The organism is Streptomyces sp. NPDC050534, from assembly GCF_044457745.1.
GTDB lineage: Bacteria > Actinomycetota > Actinomycetes > Streptomycetales > Streptomycetaceae > Streptomyces.
In genome coordinates this window covers 1,110,029-1,127,296 of the sequence record NZ_JBITHF010000002.1, presented here as the reverse complement: position 1 = coordinate 1,127,296, position 17,268 = coordinate 1,110,029, and the positions used below count along the sequence as shown (strand labels likewise).

Sequence of the window (17,268 nt, the reverse complement as noted above, 5' to 3'; positions counted from 1 at the left end):
CGGGAAGAGCAGAAGGGACGAGCGGTGAGCGACAGCCCCCTCAAGGGCCGCACCGTCGTGGTGACAGGAGCAGCACGCGGCACAGGAGCGGCCCTCGCGAAGGCGCTGGCCGATCGAGGCGCGCGACCGGCCCTGCTCGACCACGACGAACCGGCACTTCGGGCGGTGGCCGCCACCATGCCGGGCGCGGCGCTGGCCCTCCAGGTGGACATCACCGACGCTACGGCTCTTGACGAGGCCGGTGAGGAGATCCGCCGGCGCCTGGGCCCGCCGTCGGTCGTCGTGGCCGACGCCGCAGTCGCCGAGGTCGGCCCCTTCGCCCTGTCGGACCCCGCGACATGGCGCCGCGTGATCGAGGTGAACCTGATCGGCAGCGCCCACACGGCCCGGACGTTCCTGCCGGACCTGATCCGGACCGCCGGCTACCACCTGCAGATCGCTTCCCTGGCATCGATCGGTGCCGCCCCCATGATGAGCGCCTACTGCGCCTCCAAATCCGGTGTCGAAGCCTTCACGCACACTCTGCGGGCCGAGTTGGCACACCACGGTGTGGCCGTCGGCATCGCCTACCTCAGCTGGACCGACACCGACATGATCCGCGATGCCGACCGCAACACGGCCCTGCGAGAGCTACGCGCCCACATGCCGCCTCCCGCCCGGCGCGTCCACCCGGCAGATGCCGTCGCCGCCCGCCTGGTGCACGCAGTGGAGCGGCGGCGCACCGCTGTCCACACCCCCGCATGGCTGCGCCTGGCCCAGGTGGGCCGAGCCGCGATCCCTCCCGTCGTACTCCGGCGCACTCGCCACGTACTGCCCGGCCTGGAAGCGGCGGAGTCGTTGCACCCCACGGGCCTGCTGGGCGCCGGCGGCCACGCAGACCGGGCCGCCGCCCCGCCTCCGTGACGGCGCGTACAGCGGAGTTCGGCGCGGCCTCATCACCCGCCACAGGCGTTACCAGAGCGTGACCGACGACCCACTTGCCAGCCTTCCAAGGCTTCCCACACAGTGATGTATGCGCTTACAGGCAGCGCATACATCAGCCAGGCTCAAGGAGGAGCACCCCATGCACCGCGCCGCCAGAACCGCCTCGCTCGCCCTCGTGGCGGCGTCCGCGCTCACCCTGACCGCATGTGGCGGATCGGGCGCAGACGTGGGCGCCGACGCGAAACAGACCCTGACCGTGTGGGCCATGGGAACGGAGGGGGAGAAGCTCGGCGACGTCGCCAAGACGTACGAGAAGGCGCACCCCAACATCACCGTCAAGGTGACCCCGGTCGGCTGGGACGTGGCGCACCAGAAGCTGGTCGCCGCGGCCGCGGCGGGCAAGCTCCCCGACGTGATGCAGATGGGCTCGAGCTACCTGGGCGAGTTCGCCGACATGGGCGCTCTGGAGCCGGTCGACACCAAGACCTTCCAGCAGGGCGGCTTCTTCTCCTCCGCCTGGGACCAGGGCGTCTACGACGGCAAGTCCTACGGCGTTCCCTGGTACATCGACACCCGCGTCCTGTACTACCGCACCGACCTGGCGAAGAAGGCCGGTCTCAAGGATGCCCCGGCCACCATGGCGGACCTGCAGAAGGCGGCCACGGCGTACCGCGACAAGGCCGGCACCAAGTGGGCCCTTTCCATCCAGCCGAGCGGACTGGACGCCGTGCAGAGCTTCTACCCCTTCCTCTACTCGGCCGGCGGCGCGATCCTCAACGACCGGGGCAAACCGGTCGTCAACAGCGCCGCCGCCGTCAAGGCCCTCGAGAACTACGGCAGTTACTACAGCAAGGGCCTGAGCGACAAGACCTTCCGGCCGGGTTACGACGTCACGAAGGACTTCAACACCGGAGCCGTTCCCATGTTCTTCAGCGGGCCGTGGGTGGTGGGCCTGCTCAACGACAACTACCCCGGCCTCAAGGGCAAGTGGGCCGTGGCCCCCGTACCGGCGGACAAGACGTCGTCGTCGATGGCCGGCGGATCCAGCCTCGCGATCTCCGCCGACAGTTCGCACAAGGCCGCGGCCAAGGACTTCATCACCTACCTCACCGGAGCCAAGGGACAGGCCGACTGGTACGAGCGCACCAAGGACCTGCCGGCCAACACCCGGGCGTGGCAGACGGGTGAGCTCGCCGGCGACGCGGACATGAAGGTGTTCCGGCAGCAGATGGAGACCGCCAAGGCGCTGCCCGCCCAGCCCAAGCTGACGGAGATCACCTCCAAGGTCGACGACGCGATCGGGGCGGTCACCCAGGGCAGGTCCTCCGCGAAGGCGGCCCTGGACAAGGCGCAGTCCGCCATCAAGAGCCTGGTGGGTTAGCCGGGATGTCTGTTGTGACCGGATCGGCCGCGGACGACGCCGCCGTGACGAAGACCCGCCGGGCCGGCGGCGCGCAACCGCCGCCCGCGGGGTCACGGCGCGAGCGGAGTCGCTCGCTGGCCCGTCGTAGTCTGCACGGCTGGCTGTTCTCCACGCCGTTCCTGACGCTGTTCGGCGTCTTCATGCTGTTCCCGATCGTGGCGACGCTCTGGATGAGCTTCACCGACTTCGGCGTACGCGACGTCAGGCAACCGCTGGAGGCGCGCTTCGTCGGCCTGGACAACTACACGAAGCTGTTCGGCGACGACACGTTCCGTACGGCCCTGTTCAACACCGCCTACTTCGTCGTCGTCGGCGTACCCCTGACCATCGTGCTCGGCCTGCTGGTCGCCCTGCTGCTGAACAACGGCATCGACCGGGCCCGTACGTTCTTCCGGGTGGGCTTCTACGCTCCGGTCGTCACCTCCATCGTCGCGGTCGCCGTCGTCTGGCGCTTCGTACTCGATCCCTCCGACGGCCTGGTCGCCGGTCTCGCCGCCGAACTGGGCACGAGTACACCGGACTTCCTCGGTTCGCAGACCTGGGCGATGCCGTCGCTGATCCTGCTGGCCGTCTGGCGGAACCTGGGCACCGTCATGGTGCTGTTCATCGCCGGACTGCAGGCGATCCCCACCGAGGTGCGGGAGGCCGCGCGGCTGGACGGCGCGGGCGCCTGGCACGAACTGCGGCGCATCACGGTGCCGTTGCTGCGGCCGACCCTGCTCTACGCCACCGTCATCACCACGATCGGCTACCTGAACGTCTTCGAGGAGCCCTTCGTGATGACCCAGGGCGGGCCCGACAACGCCACCCTGACCGTGTCGCTGGACATGTACCGGGAGGGCTTCAACTTCTTCCACATGGGCTATGCGAGCGCCATGGCGTACGTCCTGTTCGTGGTGATCATGGGCATCACGGTGCTCCAGCTCCGACTGCTGAAGGACAACACCCGATGAGCGCCCCGACCGCCTCCGCTCCGCGCGCCCGGCGCCGCGAGGGCCGCGTCCGCCGGCCCGTGCTGTACCTGCTCGCCTCGCTGGGCCTGCTGGTGATGGCGGCGCCGTTCCTGTGGATGGCGGTGTCCTCCTTCAAGACCAGGCAGGACCTGACGGCCAGTCCCCCGGTGTGGATTCCGACGCGGTGGACGCTGGGCAACTTCCATGCGCTGCTTGCCCAGTTGGACATGCCGCGCTACTTCGTGAACTCGCTGGTCGTGGCCGTCCTGGTGACGGTCTGCAATCTGCTGTTCTGCTCGATGCTCGGCTACGCGCTGGCGAAACTCGACTTCACGGGCCGCACCAAGGTCTTCGCCGTGGTGCTCGCCGCGCTGATGGTGCCGGGCAACCTGCTGATCCTGCCGCTGTACGTGCTGATGAGCGGGCTGAACCTCATCGACACCTACGCCGGGCTCGTCCTGCCCTTCGCCGCGAGCGCCTTCGGGGTGTTCCTGATGCGGCAGTTCATGCAGTCGGTGCCGGACGAGCTGCTGGAGGCGGCCAGGATCGACGGCGCCGGAGAGTGGTACATCTTCTGGCGCATCGTGCTGCCGCTGGTCAAGCCCGCCCTGGCCACACTGGCGATCTTCACGTTCCTCGGCTCGTGGAACAACTTCGTCTGGCCGCTGGTCGCCACCAACGACCCCGGCAAGTACACCCTGCCGGTGGCGCTCGCGACCTTCGCCAACGACCCCAACCGCACCGTCGCCGGCGGCAACGGCATGCTCATGGCCGGCTCGCTGCTGGTGGTGCTGCCCGTCCTTGCCGTCTTCGCCGTCCTGCAGCGCCACTTCACCCAGGGCATCGCGACCGCCGGCCTGAAATAGCCGCCGCGGCCCCCGCACGCACTCCGGCCGGCCGTGCCCCGCCCGCGCACCCGTACGACCGCCCGATCCCGATCACACAGACAGAAACGGACGATGACGCACACCTCCCTCCGCTTCCCCGACGGCTTCCTCTGGGGCGCCTCCACCGCCGCCCACCAGATCGAGGGCAACAACGTCAACAGCGACTGGTGGCGCAAGGAGCACGACCCGGCGGCGGGCATCGGCGAACCGAGTCTGGACGCCTGCGACAGCTACCACCGCTGGGAGCAGGACATGGACCTGCTCGCTCAACTCGGCTTCACCGACTATCGCTTCAGCGTCGAGTGGGCCCGCATCGAGCCGGCCCCCGGCGCCTTCTCCCGGGCCGAGATCGCGCACTACCGCCGTATGGTCGAAGGCGCCCTGGCCCGGGGGCTGCGCCCGATGGTGACCTTGCATCACTTCACCGTGCCGCAGTGGTTCGAGGACCTCGGAGGCTGGACCGCCGACGGCGCCGTGGAGCTGTTCGCCCGGTACGTCGAGCACTGCGCGCCGATCATCGCCGACGGGGTGCGCCATGTGTGCACCATCAACGAACCCAACATGATCGCCGTGATGGCGGGCCTGGCCAAGCGGGGCGAGCAGGGCTTCCCGCCCGCCGGACTGCCCTTCCCTGACGAGGAGACGACCCACGCGGTGATCGCCGCGCACCATGCCGCGGTGAAGGCGGTCCGGGCCGTCGGCGCCGGCATCCAGGTCGGCTGGACCGTCGCCAACCAGGTCTACCAGGCGCTGCCCGGCGCCGAGGAGGTCACCGCCGCCTACCGGCACCCCCGCGAGGACGTCTTCATCGAGGCGGCACGTGGCGACGACTTCATCGGCGTCCAGTCCTACACCCGCACCAGGATCGGCCCCGACGGCCCCGTCCCCGCGCCGGAGGACGCCGAACGCACCCTGACGCAGTGGGAGTACTACCCGGCCGCCGTGGGCCACGCCCTGCGCCACACCGCCGACGTCGCCGGCCCCGGCATGCCGCTGATCGTCACCGAGAACGGCATCGCCACCGGCGACGACTCCCGCCGTATCGACTACTACACCGGCGCGCTCGCCGCGGTCGCCGCCGCCCTCGAGGACGGCCTCGACGTCCAGGGCTACCTGGCCTGGAGCGCTCTGGACAACTACGAGTGGGGCTCCTACGCGCCCACGTTCGGCCTCATCGCCGTCGACCCGGTCACCTTCGAGCGCACCCCCAGGCCGTCCGCCGCATGGCTCGGCGGTCTCGGCCGCACCCGCGAACTGCCGCGCACCGCCGCCTGATTGGGCCGCCGCGCCGGCGGCACACCCAGGCGGACCGGACCGCTTCCCCCCACGATCGCCGGGCCCGACGATCGCCGGCCCGGCCGACGATCACCCGCCCTGTACCCGGGAGCCGGTGGGCCCCTGACACCCACCGGCTCCCGCCCCACCGCCCCTTCGAGGAGTTGATCCCGCATGAACCGTCGCCGGTTCCTCACGACCGCCACCGCATCGGCAGCGGCCGTCTGCGCCACCGGACCCTCCGCCTTCGCCGACTCCGCCTCCCGCGCCCGCACCGCGACCGGCACCGCGCCGCTGCACACCTGGTTCGAGGCGACGTACCGCTCGATCACGGCCATGACCACCGATTTCGGCCTGACCGCCGACAAGATCGACGTCAGCGGCACCGGCACGCCCGTCCCCTCGCCGCAGACCTCGCCGACCAACATCGGCTGCGGCATGTGGTCCACCGTCGCCGCGGCCGGCCTCGGCGTCATCTCCCCCTCCCTCATGCACGACCGCCTCGCCCGCACGGTGACGGCCGTCGAGCGGCTGGAGCGCGCGCACGGCTTCTGGTTCAACTGGTACGACGCGCACGACGGCTCGGTCCTGACGACGTGGCCGGAGAGCGGAGATCCGGTCCGGCCGTTCCTGTCCACGGTCGACAACTCCTGGCTGATCACCGGCCTGAAGATCGCGGCCGAAGCCGACCCCGCGCTGCGCCCACGCATCGCCCGGCTCCTCGCCGACGCGGACTGGTCGTACTTCTACACGCCCTACGACGCCGCCGACCCGGTCGCCGGCCCCGGCCAACTGCTCGGCGGCTACTGGCCCGACAAGCCCGGCATGGGCGAACCCACCGGCTTCCACTACGGCGCACTGAACACCGAACCGCGCATGGCGAGTTACCACGGCATGGCCGACGGCTCCCTGCCGACCGAGCACTACTGGCACCTCTTCCGCACCCTGCTGCCCGGCATGGGGCAGGAGCAGGAGCCCGAGGGCGGTTACGTCACCGTGGACGGCGTGCGCGTCTGGCAGGGGCACTACACCTACCGCAGCCGCAAGCTCGTACCCACCTGGGGCGGTTCGATGTTCGAGGCGCTGATGGTGCCCCTGTTCGTGCCCGAGACGGAGTGGTCACCGCACTCGTGGGGCACCACGCACCGGCGCTACGTGCGCAGCCAGATCGAGCACGGCCTGATCGAGGAGGGCTACGGATACTGGGGCTTCTCGCCCGCCAGCATTCCCCAGGGCGGATATCGCGAATACGGCGTCGACGCCATCGGCATGCAGGAGGACGGTTACAACAGCCTGGGCGTGGTCACTCCCCACGCCTCCTTCCTGGCCCTGCCCCAGGCGGCCGACGAGGCCGTCGCCAACCTCCAGGCGCTCGCCCGCGACTTCGGTGCCTACGACGAGCATTACGGCTTCCGCGACTCCGTCGACGTCACGACGGGCCGCGTCAGCGACGTCGTCCTGGCCCTGGACCAGGGAATGATCACCGCGGCCCTGGCCCAGCACCTGCGCCCCGGCCTGCTCCAACGCCCCTTCCGCACCGGCGGCTTCCGCTCCCGGGTGCGGCCGGTGCTGGGCAGGGAGTGCTTCAGCATCTGAGCACCCCGCCGCCTGCGCACCCCACGAACGGCCCGGCCCGGGCGCGGATCGACCGACGCGTTCCCGGGCCGGGCCCGGCCTGGCCAACTCGTCCCGTCGGTGCGCGACTCGGCGCCGCCCACGCCCCGCGTCCCTTGCCCGGCCGACGGGCGGGACCTAAAATGAATGCGCTTACAGTCGTATGCCCGCGCATACCCGTCCCTTCCGGAGTCCCTTCACGTGAGCACTGCCCCCACGGTGTACGACGTCGCCGAACGGTCCGGGGTCTCCATCGCCACCGTGTCCCGGGTGTACCGCAACCCCGACTCCGTCCGCGCCGAGACGCGTGAACGCGTCCTGGCGGCCGCCCGCGAACTCGGCTACGTGCCCAGCGGCAACGCCCGCGGGCTCGCCAGCCGCTCCACCGGCGTCCTCGGTCTCTGCTTCCCCGACTACGCCGACCCGGACGCGGAAGCGACCGAGGCGGAGGACGAGGACGCGGCGACGCTCTACTCCGACCAGATCATCCGCGGTATGGAACGGGCTGCGCGCCGCCACGGCTACGCACTGCTGATCGCCGCCTCGCTGGAGGGCGGGCCGGAGAGCCTGGTGGCCAAGGTCGCCGGGCGGGTCGACGGCTTCGCCGTGCTCGCCCGGACCGTGCCCACGCAGGAGCTGGAGGTCATCTCCCGCCGTCAGCCGGTGGTGATGCTGGCCGGACCTCGCGAGAACGACCAGCTGGACCATCTGGACCACATCGAGGTCGCCAACTTCGACGGCCAGCACGAGCTGACCCGCCACCTCATCGAGGACCACGGCCTGCGCCGCCTCGCCTACATCGGCTCCGTGGAGGAGTCGCCGGACGTGGAGGCCCGCTTCCGCGGGCACCTCGCCGCGTGCCGCGCCCGCGGAGTGGACGCGGGCGACGAACCCGATCTGCGGGCGGCGCTGATGACACAGGCCGAGGGAGAACGCGCCGTGGCCGCCCTGCTGGCCGGCGCGGGCGAGCCCCCCGAGGCCCTCGTGTTCGCCAACGACCAGATGGCCGTCGGCGCCCTGCACGCCCTGCAGCAGCGAGGTCTCCGCGTGCCGGAGGACATGGTGGTGACGGGCTTCGACGGCATCCCGCTCAGCCGGCTGGTGCGCCCGGCCCTGACCACCGTGCGCCAGCCGATGCTGCGCATGGGAGAGGAAGCGGTCGAACTCCTGGTCAAGCGCCTGAGCGGGGCACGCGACGCCGAGCCCGTCTCACTGATGCTTCCCGTGACCGTGGCGCGCCGGGGCAGCTGCGGGTGCGGCGAGAATGAGGAGCGGGACCGGTCCTGACCGGCACCCCTAGGCCGACTCCCGCACCACCAGCTCCGTGGCCAGCATCAACTGCTGTCGTCCCGCCCCCTGTTCCGTGATCTCGCTGAGGATCCGGACCATCGCCCGCCCCAGCTCCTCCACCGGCTGGCGCACCGTCGTCAGGGGCGGGTGGGCGTAGCGGGCGAGCGAGTCCTCGAAGCCGATGACGGCCACGTCGTCGGGCACCTGCCGTTGCCGGCGGCGGAGTTCCTCCAGGGCGCCGAGTGCCATGAGGTCGGAGGCGGCGAAGACGGCGTCCAGGTCGGGGACGCGTTCAAGAAGCGAATGCATCGCCTGACGGCCGCTTTCCCAGCTGAAGTCGCCTGTCTCGACCAGCAGTTGGCTTGCGGGGATGCCCGCTTCGTGGTGGGCGGTGCGCCAGCCTTCGAGGCGGCTGCGACCGACGTCCATGTCCAGGGGGCCGGCGATCGTGGCGATCTTGGTGCGTCCGCTGCCGAGCAGGTGCCGGACGGCCTCCGTCGCGCCGCCGGTGTTGTCGGCATGCACGTAGCTCAGCCGTTCGCCGACGTCGCGGCGGCCGGCCAGCACGGTGGGCAGGCCCATGTCCTCCAGCATCGCGGGCAGCGGGTCGTCGGCGTGGACGGAGACCAGCAGGACGCCGTCCACCCGGCGGGCCGCCACCGACTCGGTGAGCTGCTCGCGCTCGGCCTGGTCGCGGACGAGCATCAGCTGGAGCTGCGTCCGGTTGTCGGCGAGGGCCTCGCTGACGCCTCGGATCAGTGCGGCGAAGAACGGTTCCGAGCCGAGCCGGCTCGCGGATTCCGGGATGACCAGGGCCACCGCGTTGGTGCGGCTGGTGACGAGACCGCGGGCGACGGTGTTGGGTACGTAGTTGAGCTCCTTGATCGCCGCCAGGACCCTGGCCCGCGCGTCGGCGCTGACCAGATCCGATCCGTTGACGACCCGGGACACCGTCGTCCTGCCCACTCCCGCGCGGGCGGCGACCGTCTTGATCGTCGGACGGCGATTCCCAGCCATGCACTCCCCTCCCGGCAGCCGCGGCGGTGTCCGCCGCACGGGTGACCAGCACCGATTCTTGCAGACGCCGCTGTCGGCCGGGCCCCGCACCGTCCAAGAAAAATGAACGCGAGGGCGGGCCAATCCTCCTTCGTTGCTTTCAAGTCATTGACAGATCGGCTCGATGCCGTGAGTCTGCCATGCATCGGTGGGAACGTGCCCACCTTTCTTTTGGGCACCAATGGGCACGTTCCCACTACTCACCAGAGCCGCACTAGTCGTCGCAAAACATGTCATTACGGCATGTCTGCGTCGCCGCCTAGGAGGAGTCCCATGAGCAGTCCCGTTTCGTTCGGCAGAAAGAGGCTGGTGTCAGCGCTCGCAGCCGTAGGCGCGCTGGCACTCGTCGCCGGCTGCGGCAGCAACGACGGCTCGGCCACGGGCGGCGGCAAGAAGGACGGCAAGACCGTCATCACCATGGGCATGTTCGGGGTGATGGGCTTCAAGGAGTCGGGCCTGCTCGAGAAGTACGAGCAGGAGCACCCCGACGTCCAGATCAAGGCCGAGATAGCCGGCGACGAGCAGACCTACTACACCGCGCTGCAGACCCATCTCGCCGCTGGCAACGGCCTGAAGGACATCCAGGGCATTGAGATCGGCCGCGCCAAGGAGATCACCGAGACGCAGGCCGCCAACTTCGCCGACTTCTCCAAGACGCCGGGCACCGACCACTTCCTGCCCTGGAAGCAGTCCCAGATCACCACCAAGGACGGCAAGGTGCTGGGCCTCGGGACCGACGCCGGCCCGATGGCCGTGTGCTACCGCAAGGACTACTTCGCGAAGGCCGGCCTGCCCACCGACCGCGAGCAGGTCAGCAAGCTGTGGGCGGGCGACTGGAAGAAGTACGTCGAGGTCGGCCGTACCTTCAAGAAGGGCTTCAAGGGCGGCCACGTGTCGTACATGGACTCCTCCAGCGGCCTGTTCAACGCCATGGTCTACGGCTACCCCCAGCAGTACTACAACGCCAACGGCGACCTGATCTACGACAAGAACCCGGTCGTCAAGCAGGCCTGGAACCTTGCCGCGGACGCCGCCGACGACGGGCTGAGCGCGAAGCTGCGCCAGTTCCAGCCCGGTTGGGACCCGGGCCTGGCCAACGGCACCTTCGCCACCGCGGTCTGCCCGGCCTGGATGCTGAGCCACATCAGCGAGAAGGCCGGTGAGCGGAACAAGGGCAAGTGGGACGTCGCCAAGGCCCCCAAGGGCGCCAACTGGGGCGGCTCCTTCCTCGGCGTGACGGAGAAGAGCCCGGTGAAGGCCGAGGCGCAGAAGCTCGTCGCCTGGCTGACCGCGCCGGAGCAGCAGGCGTACATCTTCAAGAAGCTCGGCAACTTCCCCTCCTCCCGCCAGGCGCTGGAGCGGGCCGACGTCAAGAACGTCACCTCCCCGTACTTCAGCGACGCGCCGATCGGTCAGATCTTCGGTGCCGCCGCGCAGGACATCCCCGACAAGCAGGTCCTCGGCCGTAAGGACGGCACGATCAAGGACACCTTCTCCCAGGGCCTGGCCCTGGTCGAGCAGGGCCAGTCGCGGGACAAGGCGTGGAACACCACCACGGAGCGCATCCAGAAGGCGGTCGACTGACCCCTCGGGCCTTTCGGCATCCCCGGGCGCGCCGCTCCCTGCCGGCGCGCCCGGGGCCCGGCTCAGACATCCGCTCTCAGGAAGGAATTCCGGTGGCCACCTCCACCACCAACGCCCTGGCCGGCGAGGAGCGTTCGGGTCCGCCCGCCAAGTCCTCCGGCGGGGGCACCGGCGGGCGGCGCAGTGCGCTGCTGCACCGGCTGGACCTCAAGGGCGCACCGTACGCGTTCGTCGCCCCGTTCTTCGTGGTCTTCGCCGCGTTCAGCTTCTACCCCCTGATCTACACGGCCTGGATCTCCCTGCACCACGTGGAGCTGGCCACCCTCAACTCCATGCAGTGGGTGGGGTTCGACAACTACGTCAACCTGTTCAAGGACTCGCGGTTCTGGAACGCGCTGCAGAACACCATCACCATCGGCGTCATCTCCACGGTGCCGCAGCTGCTGATGGCGCTCGGCATGGCGCACCTGCTCAACTACCGCATGCGCGCCTCGCTGTTCTTCCGCGTCGCGTCGCTGGTGCCGTACGCCACCTCGGTCGGTGCGGCGGCTCTCGTGTTCACCATGCTCTTCGAACGCGACTTCGGCATGATCAACTGGGTGCTCAGCTGGTTCGGTGTGCACCCGCTGGACTGGGAGGCCGACAAGTGGCCCGCCCAGGTGGCCATTTCGACCATGGTGATCTGGCGCTGGACCGGCTACAACGCGCTGCTGTACCTGGCGGCCATGCAGGCCATCCCGGCCGAGCGGTACGAGGCGGCGTCCATCGACGGTGCCTCGCGGTGGAAGCAGTTCACCCATGTCACCGTGCCCGGCATCCGCTCCACGATCGTCTTCACCATCGTGCTCTCCACCATCGGCGCCACCCAGCTCTTCGGTGAGCCGCTGATCTTCGGCCAGGGGCCCAACGGGGTCACCGGCGGCGCGGACAACCAGTACCAGACGCTGGGTCTGCTGCTGTACGAGGAGGGCTGGAAGAACTACCAGATGGGCCGCGCGGCGACCGTCGCCTGGGCGATGTTCCTGCTGCTCATCCTCGTCTTCGTGGCGCAGCGCCTGATCAGCCGGCTGCGCTCCCGCACGCCCTGACCAGGAGCCGTCATGACCGTCAACTCCCTTCCGGTCCGCACGGACACCCCGGTCCGGACCCCCGCCCCGAAAGCCTCCCGCGGCGGCCGCCGGCTGCTGCGCGTGCGCGCCGGCCGCCAGCACCACGCCGGCCCGCTCGCCTACGTCCTGCTCGCCGTCATGGCGATCGTGTCGATCTTCCCGCTGTACTGGACGATGGTGGCGGCCTCCACGGACAACACCCGTGTCAGCCAGACGCCGCCGCCGTTCCTGCCCGGCCCCAACCTGCTCCACAACCTCTCCCGCGCGTGGAGCGAGGCGGCCATGGGCAAGGCCATGGTCAACAGCCTGATCGTGGCCGGGGTCATCGCCCTGTCCACGGTGCTGTTCGCGACGCTGGCGGGCTTCGCCTTCGCCAAACTGCGGTTCAGAGGACGCAACATCCTGCTCACGCTGGTGATCGGCACGATGATGGTGCCGCCCCAACTCGGCGTCGTACCGCTGTTCATGATGATGTCCGAGCTCGGCTGGGCACAGCAGCTGCCCGCCGTCATCTTCCCCACGCTGGTGAGTGCGGTCGGGGTGTTCTTCATGCGGCAGTACCTCGCCGAGGCCCTGCCGGACGAGCTCGTCGAGGCCGCCCGCGTGGACGGAGCGCACTCGCTGCGGATCTTCTGGAGCATCGTGCTCCCGGTCGCGCGGCCCCCGATGGCCGTCCTGTTCATGATCACGTTCGTGCACGCGTGGAACGACTTCTTCTGGCCCTTCGTGGTGCTCGACATGACGAACCCGACTGTCCCCGTCGCCCTCACCCAGCTCAGCGCCGGCTACGTCCGCGACCAGTCACTGATCATGGCGGGCGCACTGCTCGGAACCCTGCCGCTGCTGGCGATGTTCATCGTCTTCGGCCGCCAGATCGTCAGCGGGATCATGGCCGGCGCGGTCAAGGGCTGACCTTCCGCGCCGCCCAGGCGCCCAGGCCGCCCAGCCACCGGCCTCCCTCTGTCCGTTTTCCAACGCACCACCGCGACACACCCGCGCGACACACCCCTTGAGAGGATCTACGTGGTCACCGCAGCACGACAAGGCGGACCTGCCCCGGACGCGGCACGCACCTTCCCCGACGGCTTTCTTTGGGGCTCTGCGACCGCCTCGTACCAGATCGAGGGCGCCACCGCCGAAGACGGCCGCACCCCCTCCATCTGGGACACCTACGCCCGCACCCCCGGCCGCGTCCGCAACGGCGACACCGGAGACATCGCCACCGATCACTACCACCGCTGGCGTGAGGACGTCGCGCTCCTGGCCGAACTCGGCCTCGGCGCCTACCGGTTCTCGCTCGCCTGGCCCCGCATCCAGCCCACCGGCCGCGGCCCGGCCGTCCAGAAGGGCCTGGACTTCTACCGGCGTCTCGTCGACGACCTGCTGGCCAAGGGCATCACTCCCGTCGCCACGCTCTACCACTGGGACCTGCCGCAGGAGTTGGAGGACGCGGGAGGCTGGCCCGAGCGCGTCACGGCCGAGCGGTTCGCCGAGTACGCGGCCATCGCCGCGGACGCGCTCGGCGACCGCGTGAAGACCTGGACCACGCTCAACGAGCCCTGGTGCAGCGCCTTCCTCGGCTACGGCTCCGGTGTCCACGCCCCCGGCCGCACCGACCCGGTCGCCGCCCTGCGCGCCGCCCACCACCTCAACCTGGGGCACGGGCTGGCCGTCCAGGCACTGCGCGACGCGCTGCCCGCGGACGCCCAGTGCTCGGTCACGCTCAACTTCCACGAGGTCCGCCCGCTCACCGGCAGCGACGCCGACACCGACGCCGCCCGCCGGATCGACGCCCTCGCCAACCGGGTCTTCACCGGCCCGATGCTGCAGGGCGCATACCCGGAGGACCTGCTCAAGGACACGGCGGCACTGACCGACTGGTCCTTCGTACGCGACGGCGACCTGGAGCAGATCCACCAGCCGCTGGACTTCCTCGGCATCAACTACTACACGCCGACGCTGGTTTCCGAGGCCGACGGCAGCGGCACCCACAACTCGGACGGACACGGCAGGAGCACCCACAGCCCCTGGCCCGGCGCGGACCTGGTCGCCTTCCACCAGCCCCCCGGTGACACCACGGCCATGGGCTGGGCCGTCGACCCCACCGGCCTGTACGACCTCCTGCGCCGTCTGGCCTCGGACTTCCCGGCCCTGCCGCTGGTCATCACGGAGAACGGAGCGGCCTTCGACGACTACGCCGACCCCTCCGGCCAGGTCAAGGACCCCGACCGGATCGCCTACGTACGCGGTCACCTCGCCGCCGTGCACCAGGCCATCACCGACGGCGCGGACGTACGCGGCTACTTCCTGTGGTCGCTGCTGGACAACTTCGAGTGGGGCTACGGCTACAGCAAGCGCTTCGGCGCCGTCTACGTCGACTACCCGACGGGCACCCGCATCCCGAAGGCCAGCGCCCGCTGGTACTCCGAGGTCGCCCGCACCGGCGTCCTGCCCGGCGCCTGACCGGACCCGGTGGCGGCACCATCCTGCCCGCCCCGCACGGTGCCGCCACCGCGGAGCCTGCCCCCGCGTCCTGCTGTTCTGCGGGCCGGGGGCGGGCTCAACTCGCCGTACGCACTGGGCCATTGGGCATCACATGTCCGTGACGAGAACGGCCTTCCCGGTGATCTCCCGGCGTTCGAGGGCGGCGTGGACCTCCGTGGCCCGCATCAGCGGATGGACGGAGCCGATCCGCGGGGTGATCTCCCCGCGCGCGGTCATGTCGAGCAGCCGCTCCAGTCCCGCTCGATACCAGCCCCGATCCTTTTTGATCTCGGACGGCACCATGCTCAGCGCGGTGCGCCGGCCGGGCCGTAGATTCATCAGCTTGACGCGCGCGGCACCCCGTACGGTGTCGGCGACCATGCGTCCGGGGCGGCCCGCGAAGGCGTAGCTGACCAGGACTCCCCCGGGCGCCAGGACCCGGTACGCCTTGCGCAGTCCGGCGCCGCCGATGTGGTCGAACACCGCGTGCACGCCGCCGGGTTCGCGCTCGCGCAGGACGGTCTCGAAGTCCTGCCTGCGGTAGTCGATGAAGGTCACGCCATGCCGGGCGAGCAGTTCCTCGCCGCCCGGCGCCGAGGCCGTGCCGTACATGCGCAGTCCGCGCAGGGCACCGAGTCGGCTGAGCGCCTGGCCGACGCCACCGCTCGCACCCTGGATGAGCACCGTGTTCCCGGCCTCGACCCGGCCGTGGGTCTCCAGGACGCTCAGTGCGGTCAGGTAGTCGAGCGGGACGGTGGCGGCGAGACGCGGGTCGAGACCGTCGGGCAGCGGGACGAGCTGCCACAGGGGCAGGCAGATGTACTCGGCGTACGCGGCCATGTGCGTCAGGGCGACCGCGACCCGCGCACCCGGCGCGAGCCAGGCCGGCGGCCGAGGCGTGCCGGAGTCGAAGTCGACGATCTCGCCCACGAGTTCGTAGCCGGGCGTGAAGGGCACCTTGCGTTGCAGCAGGTAGTCGCCCGACCGTGCCATCAGATCGGTGAAGCCCACTCCCGCGGCCAGCACCCTGATGCGGGCATGGCCTGGCGGGGGCTCCCCCAGGGTGGCCTCGACGGGCCGCATGGCCTCGGCGCCGCCGAACCGCTCCACGACGATCTTCCGGTACGTGATCTCGCTCATGACCTTCACCTCGTTCTGCACCCTGCATTTTGTGTGTCGTGTCATTAAGTTATACGACACTCATTGATCCGGCCAGCCCGGGGAGCAGGGACGGAGGCAATAGGTGTCGTGTAACGTAGTTCTCTCGTCCGCCGACACCAGGGAGCGCAACGCGATGGATCCGGCCGAAGAAGTCCGCTTCCTCATCCTGGCCGCCCAGCGCGAAGGAAACCGCCAACTCGCCCAGGAACTACGCCCGTTGGGCGTCACCCCCGCCCAGGGCGAGGTGCTGCGGCTGCTCGCCGAACGTCAGCCGCTGAGCATGTCCGGGCTCGGCACCCTGCTCGTCTGCGAGAGCGGCGCCAACCCCAGCCGGCTGGTGGACCGCCTGGTCACAGCGGGACTCGTACGCCGCGAGGAGAGCAGCCGGGACCGACGCCACGTGGAGCTGTCCCTCACCCCCGCGGGGCACGAGACGGCACGTTCGGTGGCCGCGGTCGAGGCGGAACTCCACAGCCGGATCGCCGCGGCGGCCACCGGCCAGGACCTCGACGCCGTGCTCGGCTTCCTGCGCACGCTGGTCGCCGGGCAGAGCGCGGGCGAAGCGGTGGCACTGCGGGCCGGCCGGGCGACGGGATCGACCGGAGCGACGGGAGCGACGGGAGCGACGGGAGCGACCGGAGCACGTTGACCATTCAGCCGATCGCCGAGCCGTCCGATTGCCGAGCCGTCCGATTGCCGAGCCGTCCGATTGCCGAGCCGTCCGCTCGCCGAGCCGGCCGGAGCAGGTCAGGGGCCGGTCGGCCGGCTCGTGCCGATCTCCGCCTCGATCTGGGCGAGTTGGGCGGCGAGGATCTCCTCGAACGCGGCGCGGCGGTCCGCCCCGAGGGGTCGCACCTCGCGGGCGAAGTGGGCCAGGGCGGGGAAGCGTTCCGGGTCGGCGCCGAGTACCGCGACGCGGAAGTGCTCCATGCCCTGCTCGTACTCCTGCGGCGTGATCGTGCTGACCCCGGCCTCGGAGGCGATCAGTGCGGCGATGAGGACGGCGAGCCGGTGGTAGCGCACCGGGATCTCCTCATCGGGCAGTCCCGACGCGCGCAGGGCCTGCAGCACCTCTTCCATGACCAGCCGGGAACCGGCACCGCCTGACGCGTAACGCCCCCAGACGGCGGCGAGTTGGGGTTGCCGGCCGAATGCCTCCCGCACGCGCAGGGCGAGGGCGATGAGCCGCTGCTTCCAGTCACCCTCGGGGCGGTAGCCGTCCATGGCGGCGGCGAGGATCCGGTCGGCGACGGCACGCATCAGCTCCGTCTTGCTGCGGAAATGCCGGTAGAGGCTGGAGGAGTCGGTCCCGAGGACCGCGGCGAGCTTGCGCACGCTGAACGACTCGGCGTCGCTCGTACGCAGCAACTCGGCCGCCGCATCCAGGATCTCCTCGGTCGTCCAGCGCCTGCGACCTGCCATCTCTCTCCTTCCACCGGTTCTCAGCCTAGCTTATGCACTTGGTGTTGCACGCACCGCGTGCATAATGAGGACAAGAGCACCTCCGG

At 70.2% G+C, this 17,268-nt stretch carries 15 protein-coding genes; 12 read left to right on the top strand and 3 right to left on the bottom strand.

Annotated features, from left to right (window positions below; genetic code table 11):
- Positions 1-24 precede the first annotated feature (24 nt).
- The 7 genes from ACIBN2_RS10895 to ACIBN2_RS10865 all read left to right on the top strand — a co-directional run bounded on the left by ACIBN2_RS10895 (position 25) and on the right by ACIBN2_RS10865 (position 8,363).
- The gene (locus ACIBN2_RS10895; protein ID WP_399133919.1) at positions 25-903 is read left to right on the top strand and encodes an SDR family oxidoreductase; all 879 of its coding nucleotides are present in this window, start codon (positions 25-27) and stop codon (positions 901-903) included.
- A gap of 160 nt (positions 904-1,063) precedes the next feature.
- Entirely contained in the window at positions 1,064-2,305 is a 1,242-nt protein-coding gene (locus tag ACIBN2_RS10890) for a sugar ABC transporter substrate-binding protein (protein ID WP_399133918.1), read from the top strand.
- A 5-nt stretch (positions 2,306-2,310) separates the two neighbouring features.
- On the top strand, positions 2,311-3,300 hold the full coding sequence (locus tag ACIBN2_RS10885) for a carbohydrate ABC transporter permease (RefSeq protein ID WP_399133917.1): 990 nt from the start codon (positions 2,311-2,313) through the stop codon (positions 3,298-3,300).
- Positions 3,297-4,166, top strand: coding sequence for a carbohydrate ABC transporter permease (locus ACIBN2_RS10880; protein ID WP_399133916.1), 870 nt, complete (start codon positions 3,297-3,299; stop codon positions 4,164-4,166). The genes ACIBN2_RS10885 and ACIBN2_RS10880 overlap by 4 nt, the downstream gene beginning before the upstream one ends.
- A 93-nt stretch (positions 4,167-4,259) precedes the next feature.
- Complete coding sequence (locus tag ACIBN2_RS10875) at positions 4,260-5,462, top strand: glycoside hydrolase family 1 protein (RefSeq protein WP_399133915.1); 1,203 nt, start codon at positions 4,260-4,262, stop codon at positions 5,460-5,462.
- A 174-nt stretch (positions 5,463-5,636) separates the two neighbouring features.
- The gene (locus ACIBN2_RS10870) at positions 5,637-7,058 is read left to right on the top strand and encodes a glucoamylase family protein (RefSeq protein WP_399133914.1); all 1,422 of its coding nucleotides are present in this window, start codon (positions 5,637-5,639) and stop codon (positions 7,056-7,058) included.
- A gap of 165 nt (positions 7,059-7,223) precedes the next feature.
- Entirely contained in the window at positions 7,224-8,363 is a 1,140-nt protein-coding gene (locus ACIBN2_RS10865) for a LacI family DNA-binding transcriptional regulator (protein ID WP_399133913.1), read from the top strand.
- A 9-nt stretch (positions 8,364-8,372) separates the two neighbouring features.
- Here the strand turns inward: ACIBN2_RS10865 and ACIBN2_RS10860 are convergent, their stop codons facing one another.
- On the bottom strand, positions 8,373-9,383 hold the full coding sequence (locus ACIBN2_RS10860; protein ID WP_399133912.1) for a LacI family DNA-binding transcriptional regulator: 1,011 nt from the start codon (positions 9,381-9,383) through the stop codon (positions 8,373-8,375).
- A 312-nt stretch (positions 9,384-9,695) separates the two neighbouring features.
- On the opposite strand from ACIBN2_RS10860, the gene ACIBN2_RS10855 reads away from it, so the two are divergent.
- The 4 genes from ACIBN2_RS10855 (at position 9,696) to ACIBN2_RS10840 (ending at position 14,578) form a co-directional block, all read left to right on the top strand.
- The gene (locus ACIBN2_RS10855; protein ID WP_399133911.1) at positions 9,696-11,006 is read left to right on the top strand and encodes an ABC transporter substrate-binding protein; all 1,311 of its coding nucleotides are present in this window, start codon (positions 9,696-9,698) and stop codon (positions 11,004-11,006) included.
- A 92-nt stretch (positions 11,007-11,098) separates the two neighbouring features.
- Positions 11,099-12,094 (top strand): carbohydrate ABC transporter permease, encoded by a 996-nt coding sequence (locus ACIBN2_RS10850; protein ID WP_399133910.1) that lies wholly within the window; start codon positions 11,099-11,101, stop codon positions 12,092-12,094.
- A 12-nt stretch (positions 12,095-12,106) separates the two neighbouring features.
- Positions 12,107-13,027 carry a carbohydrate ABC transporter permease gene (locus ACIBN2_RS10845; protein WP_399133909.1) on the top strand — a complete coding sequence of 307 codons (921 nt, stop codon included), beginning with the start codon at positions 12,107-12,109 and terminating at the stop codon, positions 13,025-13,027.
- Positions 13,028-13,138: 111 nt separating this feature from the next.
- Positions 13,139-14,578 carry a GH1 family beta-glucosidase gene (locus ACIBN2_RS10840; protein ID WP_399133908.1) on the top strand — a complete coding sequence of 480 codons (1,440 nt, stop codon included), beginning with the start codon at positions 13,139-13,141 and terminating at the stop codon, positions 14,576-14,578.
- 129 nt (positions 14,579-14,707) lie between these two features.
- On the opposite strand, the gene ACIBN2_RS10835 is transcribed toward ACIBN2_RS10840, so the two are convergent.
- Positions 14,708-15,739 carry a zinc-binding dehydrogenase gene (locus ACIBN2_RS10835; protein WP_399133906.1) on the bottom strand — a complete coding sequence of 344 codons (1,032 nt, stop codon included), beginning with the start codon at positions 15,737-15,739 and terminating at the stop codon, positions 14,708-14,710.
- Between the two features lie 154 nt (positions 15,740-15,893).
- Between ACIBN2_RS10835 and ACIBN2_RS10830 the strand changes: the two genes are divergently transcribed.
- Positions 15,894-16,409: a MarR family winged helix-turn-helix transcriptional regulator gene (locus ACIBN2_RS10830; RefSeq protein WP_399133905.1), complete on the top strand. Its 516-nt coding sequence runs from the start codon at positions 15,894-15,896 to the stop codon at positions 16,407-16,409.
- 98 nt (positions 16,410-16,507) lie between these two features.
- On the opposite strand, the gene ACIBN2_RS10825 is transcribed toward ACIBN2_RS10830, so the two are convergent.
- On the bottom strand, positions 16,508-17,182 hold the full coding sequence (locus ACIBN2_RS10825) for a TetR/AcrR family transcriptional regulator (protein WP_399133904.1): 675 nt from the start codon (positions 17,180-17,182) through the stop codon (positions 16,508-16,510).
- Positions 17,183-17,268 lie beyond the last annotated feature (86 nt).

What these genes read in the sequence shown, in the direction of transcription:
- ACIBN2_RS10890 (WP_399133918.1), top strand. Translation starts at nt 1,064, where the DNA reads ATGCACCGCGCCGCCAGAACCGCCTCGCTCGCCCTCGTGGCGGCGTCC.
- ACIBN2_RS10885 (WP_399133917.1), top strand. Translation starts at nt 2,311, where the DNA reads ATGTCTGTTGTGACCGGATCGGCCGCGGACGACGCCGCCGTGACGAAG.
- ACIBN2_RS10880 (WP_399133916.1), top strand. Translation starts at nt 3,297, where the DNA reads ATGAGCGCCCCGACCGCCTCCGCTCCGCGCGCCCGGCGCCGCGAGGGC.
- ACIBN2_RS10875 (WP_399133915.1), top strand. Translation starts at nt 4,260, where the DNA reads ATGACGCACACCTCCCTCCGCTTCCCCGACGGCTTCCTCTGGGGCGCC.
- ACIBN2_RS10870 (WP_399133914.1), top strand. Translation starts at nt 5,637, where the DNA reads ATGAACCGTCGCCGGTTCCTCACGACCGCCACCGCATCGGCAGCGGCC.
- ACIBN2_RS10865 (WP_399133913.1), top strand. Translation starts at nt 7,224, where the DNA reads ATGCGCTTACAGTCGTATGCCCGCGCATACCCGTCCCTTCCGGAGTCC.
- ACIBN2_RS10860 (WP_399133912.1), bottom strand. Translation starts at nt 9,383, where the DNA reads ATGGCTGGGAATCGCCGTCCGACGATCAAGACGGTCGCCGCCCGCGCG.
- ACIBN2_RS10855 (WP_399133911.1), top strand. Translation starts at nt 9,696, where the DNA reads ATGAGCAGTCCCGTTTCGTTCGGCAGAAAGAGGCTGGTGTCAGCGCTC.
- ACIBN2_RS10845 (WP_399133909.1), top strand. Translation starts at nt 12,107, where the DNA reads ATGACCGTCAACTCCCTTCCGGTCCGCACGGACACCCCGGTCCGGACC.
- ACIBN2_RS10835 (WP_399133906.1), bottom strand. Translation starts at nt 15,739, where the DNA reads ATGAGCGAGATCACGTACCGGAAGATCGTCGTGGAGCGGTTCGGCGGC.
- ACIBN2_RS10830 (WP_399133905.1), top strand. Translation starts at nt 15,894, where the DNA reads ATGGATCCGGCCGAAGAAGTCCGCTTCCTCATCCTGGCCGCCCAGCGC.
- ACIBN2_RS10825 (WP_399133904.1), bottom strand. Translation starts at nt 17,182, where the DNA reads ATGGCAGGTCGCAGGCGCTGGACGACCGAGGAGATCCTGGATGCGGCG.